Below are 5,236 nucleotides of genomic sequence, written 5' to 3'. Positions count from 1 at the left end.
CCTCACCTGCCTGCCGGCATCCTCTCCCCGTATAGTGACGGGGAGAGGGGTGCTGTCATCGGCGATTTCGCCAATCTCCAGCGTTGCGGGAAGAATGCCGGCGTCGCGGCCAGCCCCTCTCTCCCCGTCACTATACGGGGAGAGATGTCCGGCAGGACAGTGAGGGGCAGCGCCAACGTCAACGATTGCCGCGTTCGGCTAGGAACTCATGACGCCGTAGCGCAGCAGAATAAGCGCGCCGACCTCAAACCCCATCTCCATCGACAAACGCCAGCACCACCACGCGCGGGGCAGCGCAGTAAACGAGCCTGGCCTTGCAGCCGGTCTTCGTCGTCGCCTGGCCTGCGTTCAGGTCGACGGTGATGTCCTCATAGCCCAGCACCTCGCGATCGAGCGGATAGACGGCCTTGTAGACGGCTTCCTTGGCGGCAAAGAGGATGCGGCCGGCAAGATGCCGGTCGGCTGCGTCCGTGCGGTCCGCGGGCGTTGTCACGAGGGCCAAAGTATCATCCGGGAGAGGCTGCGCGGGCTCGACGTCGATGCCGAGCGAGGCGATATCGCCAATCGGGGCAACCGCCGCCACGGCCATGTCGTCGTCGTGCGCGAGCGAACCGGTTATCCCGTCGGGCCAGACCGGCGCGCCGGTTGGCGTGCGCAGGATGGCGACGTCGCCGACGCCAAGCTCCGCCAGCAGTCCGTGCGCGATCCACCGGGCCGCGCCGCTGGCGCGCCGCATGCCGGGCTGGCGCGCGGGGAGGGAATGCGCTTCCCCGGGCAGCAGATGGGCCTCGTCGCCGTCGCGGATCATGCGACATCCGATCCGGACTCCCGATGGTGCGATGGCGGCGATCGCTTCGGCCAAGGCGATTTCCTCGGGCAGCCGCGTCACGGCTCGTGCGTCCGTGCCGGCAAAGCGAGATCGGCGATCATTTCGCCGTCCTCGTCGAGCCCTTCTTCGACGAAACCGGCGCTGCGATAGAGGTTTCGCGCCGCATCGTTCTCCGGTTCGTAGCAGATCGAGACGTGGCTGATGTGGCCGAGCCCCTGGATTTCGTCCAGCACTTCGCGCAGCGCGGCCTTGCCGTAACCTTTGCCTTGAGAAGCGCGGTCGATCATGAAGCGGTAGATGCGCGCCTCGTCGTCATCCTCGGGCGCCTCGTACATCAGGAAACCGACGACACGGGTCCCAGCCATGACGACGCGTGGCCGCGCGTCTGCGTCGGTTTCGGCTTCTTCCAGCGAGTCCGCATTGCCGGCGACGAAATCCCTCTGCTCCGGCGCCAGTTCCAGGGCCGTGACCAGGGCACGGTTGGCCTCGGTCACGGCAACGAGACGGATGTCTCCGGTGTTCAAGCCGATGCCCTTCTTCAAGCCGATGCCCTGGCCGATACCTTGGAGCCATCGTCGGTGATCGGCTCGACGAAGCGGTGCAGCTTGGCCGGATTGCCCCTCCATATGGAGTTGGGCTCCAGCTCTTCGCCCTTCATGACGAAGGAGTCGACATCGACCACCGAGCCTTCGCCCATCACGACGCCGTAGTGGACAAAGGCTGAAGGTCCGAGCGTGCAGCCCTTGCCGATGCGGATGAAGTCGGACTTGAAAGCGCCTTCCTCCAGCGAATGGGCCTGGATGACGCAGCCCTCGTTGAGGGTGGCGTCGTCGCCGATCTCTACCAGCGAGCGTTCGGTGAGGTTGCTGCCGCCGTCATAGACCCGTTTGCCAACCTTGACGCCCAGCATGCGCAGGATCATCGGCCGGAACGGCGTGCCGGCGAACAGGCGCACGATCGGCGAATCCGCCAGCTTCCAGTGGCGCTCGTGGCGCCAGAAGGCGACGTCGTAGATCGTCGTCATCTGCGGCTTCAGCCGGCCGAAACCAAGGCTCGCCCGCTCCACGAAGATGTAGAACGGAATGGTGATCGCCGAGGTCAGGAGCACGGCGACGAACAGCGCGACCTCGGCCCATTCGGTGTAGTAGTTCAGCGCCCGGTCCCAGATCGCCAGCGTGACGAACAGCATGACCCATTGCGTTGCCACGAAGAGCAGGATCGTCACCAGATTGTGGCGGTTCTTGTGCGGGATGCGCCGGCGCCGGTCGTCTTCGTCGACGCCCGCGATGAGTTCCTTGTCGCGGTTCACCATGCGCGGGATTTCAAAGGCAGGCGAACCCAGAAGCCCGACATTCTCGCGCAGCGGCCCGTCGATGGGGATCATCACCTTGGTGCCGAGCAGGACGTTGTCGCCGGTGCGCCCGTCCGGCGGATAGTAGATGTTGTTGCCGAGATAGTTGCGCTCGCCGATCCTCGTCGGCTCGAGCCGGAAGGCGGAGGCGGATTTGTGCATGTTGATCATGAACAGCCCGTCCGACACCATGGTCTCGGTGCCGATCTCGCACAGAAGCGGGTTTTCGTGCTGCTGGTTGGAGCCGAAATTGGAGCCGGTCTGCACCACCTTGTTGAGGTTCCAGCCGATCGCTCTCATGTAGTGCACGATGGCCGAGCTGTCGCCGGCCAGCAGGCCGAGCACGCGGGAATTGCTGGAGAATTCAGCGACCGTCTGCAGCCAGTAGCGGAAGCCGTACAGCGTGTAGGTGCGGCCTGGCTTCAACAGCAGGCTGACCAGGCGCGGCACCAGCGTCGCCGCCAGGAAGGATGCGGCCATGTAGCCGAACAGCGTCACCGTGGTGCCGATCGCGACGACGCCGATGGTTTCCTGGTAGTCGTCGCCGACGTTTTCCCAATAGCTGTGGAACAAAAGCGGCAAGGGGGTGACGATGGCAAACAGCCCGATCAGCTGCACCGCTTCGAAGAGGAAGCGCCTGATGTTGGACGGATCGACATTGCGCACCTTGCAATAGTCGGCCGTGGTCGGCACGGCCGGCGAGCCATGCCAGCGTTCGCCGTCGGGGATGCTTTGGCCGCGGTGCAGTGAGGACGAATGGCCGAGCTGGGCGCCGTCGCCGATCCGGGTGTCGATGTCGAGCGTCGAGCCGACGCCGACAAAGGCATCGCGGCCGATGGTCAGCGGCCCGGTGTGGATATAGCCGGACTGCGCCCGGAAGCCGAGGATCATGGATTCCTTGCGCAGGATGGTGTTGGCGCCGATCGAGATGAGATCCGTGCAGACGGGCACGGATTTCGATTCGATGACGGCGTTCTTGCCGAGCTTGGTGCCCAGAAGCTGCAGGTAGATGCTGTAGAGCGGGCTGCCGCGGAACAGCACGACGGGCGCGGTGCGGATCAATGTCTTGACCACCCAGAAGCGGAAGTAACGCACGCCCCAGATGGGAAACGCCTCCGCCTTCCAGCGGCCGACCAGCACCCATTTGGCGATGACGGCAAAGCCCGACATGCCGAAGAACACGGCGGCCGAAAGCGCCACGCACCTGATGTAGAGCTGCAGCGGATCGTCGAGCGCGTCATACATCCAGTTGAGGCCGTCATTGACCGCCCACAAGGCGCCATAGCTGTAGAGCGCGTAGAACAGCAGCTGTGCGGCGCCGCAGGTCCAGTAGGCGAAATTCGAGGCCCGGCGGGTGAGGACGGGCTCGTTGGTGGCCGTCGTCATCTCGTCCGCCACGCCCAGGTGGAGCGCGAGCCGTGCCACGGTCGGGTGGAGGTAGATGTCGCGCATCGACGCCGTCGCCCATTCCTTCCTGGTGCGCAGGCGGGCGCAGAAATGCGCCATCAGCAGCGAGTTGGCGCCGAGATCGTCGAAGAAATTGTCCTCGACGGACACTTCTTCGAATTTCAGCACCGCGGCCAGTGCGTCGGCGAGGAAACGCTCGTCGTCATTGGCGGGCGCGACCATGGCGCGATCGCCCGAAAGCCGCACGCTTGTCGGCTTCGGCAGCTGGCGCAAATCCACCTTGTTGGAAACCGTCATCGGGATAACAGGCAGTTCCTCCAGATAGGAGGGCACCATGTAGTCGGGCAGCCGCCGCTTCATCGTCCTGGCGAGGTCGGCGCGCGAGATCGCCTTCTGGCCGGCCTTGGGGGCGTAATAGGCGACGAGTTCGACGCGGCCGGGCTCGATCTCCCAGGTGGTGACCGCAGCCTGGGCGATCTCGGGCTGGTCGAGCAGCACCGCCTCGATCTCGCCGAGCTCGATGCGGTAGCCGCGGATCTTCACCTGGGTGTCGATGCGGCCGTTATACTCGATCTCGCTTTGGTCGTTGATGCGGCCAAGGTCGCCGGTCCGGTAGATGCGCCTGGACGGATTGTTCGGCAGGCCGACGAAATCGGCGATGAATTTCTGCTCGGTCAGGTCGGGCCTGTTGAGATAGCCGACCGCGAGCCCGATGCCGGCAATGCCGATCTCGCCCAGTTCGCCGGGCTCGGCAAGCTGCGGCAGCGATGCGTCGAGGATGACGATCGAGTATGTCGGCAGCGGCGCGCCGATGGTGACGGGGCTGTCCGGCGTCAGCGCGCCCATTGTGGCGGTGACGGTCGCCTCGGTCGGGCCATAGGTGTTGAGGATCTGCCGCCCCGGCTTCGACCAGCGCACCACCAGATTGTGCGGGCAGGCCTCGCCGCCGACCAGCAGCGTGCGCAGGCTGGGCACATCCGACGTCATCGACGACAGCAGCGTCGGGCTGCAGGCGATGCAGGTGATGTCATGGAGCCGCAGGAAATCGGCCAGTTCCTCGCCTACCAGCGGCATCTGGCCCGGTGCCGGCACCACCGTCGCGCCGGCGACGAACGGCACCCAGATCTCTTCGGAGGAAAAGTCGAAGGCGATCGTCATGCCCTGATAGACGCGGTCGCCCGGCCGGTAGCCGTAGGAGGCGGCGGCGACGCGGATGAAATTGACGAAACTCTGGTGCTTGATGACCACGCCCTTGGGCTTGCCCGTGGTGCCCGAGGTGTAGAGGATGTAGCAGGTGTCGTCCGATGAAGCGGCCTTCGCATGCGGCTTCAGCGGCGCGTCGGACTGTCCGGAGATTTCAGCGGCGGCGCTGTCGATAAGGAGATGCGGGACGGGCAGCTGACCGGCGCGCGACGCGTAGGCGGCGATGGTGACGATCAGGCTGACGCCGGCGTCTTCGATGATGAGCGCCATCCGCTCCTCGGGGAAGGCGGTCGCCAGCGGCACGAAGGCAGCGCCCGCCTTCATCACGGCGAGCAGCGCGACATAGGTCTCCGCCGAGCGGTCGAGGATGAGCCCGACGCGGTGGCCCGGCCGCACGCCGCGCTTGACCAGCAGGCGGGCGAACTGGTTGGCGCGGCTGTCCAGTT

The 5,236-nt window shown here is 65.4% G+C and carries 3 protein-coding genes; all 3 read right to left on the bottom strand.

Annotated features, from left to right (window positions below):
• Window positions 1–244 precede the first annotated feature (244 nt).
• Entirely contained in the window at window positions 245–889 is a 645-nt protein-coding gene (locus tag EN939_RS19800) for a 4'-phosphopantetheinyl transferase family protein (RefSeq protein ID WP_127269339.1), read from the bottom strand.
• The gene (locus EN939_RS19795; RefSeq protein ID WP_127269338.1) at window positions 886–1,371 is read right to left on the bottom strand and encodes a GNAT family N-acetyltransferase; all 486 of its coding nucleotides are present in this window, start codon (window positions 1,369–1,371) and stop codon (window positions 886–888) included. The genes EN939_RS19800 and EN939_RS19795 overlap by 4 nt, the downstream gene beginning before the upstream one ends.
• Window positions 1,368–5,236 (bottom strand): Pls/PosA family non-ribosomal peptide synthetase (locus EN939_RS19790; protein ID WP_127269337.1); only part of this gene is annotated, 3,869 nt, incomplete at its 5' end. The genes EN939_RS19795 and EN939_RS19790, both read right to left, overlap by 4 nt.

The sequence above is a fragment of the Mesorhizobium sp. M7A.F.Ca.CA.002.05.1.1 genome, assembly GCF_003998335.1.
GTDB lineage: Bacteria > Pseudomonadota > Alphaproteobacteria > Rhizobiales > Rhizobiaceae > Mesorhizobium.
Note: the sequence above shows the minus strand (reverse complement) of the source record. Positions and strands in the feature narration are given on the sequence as shown.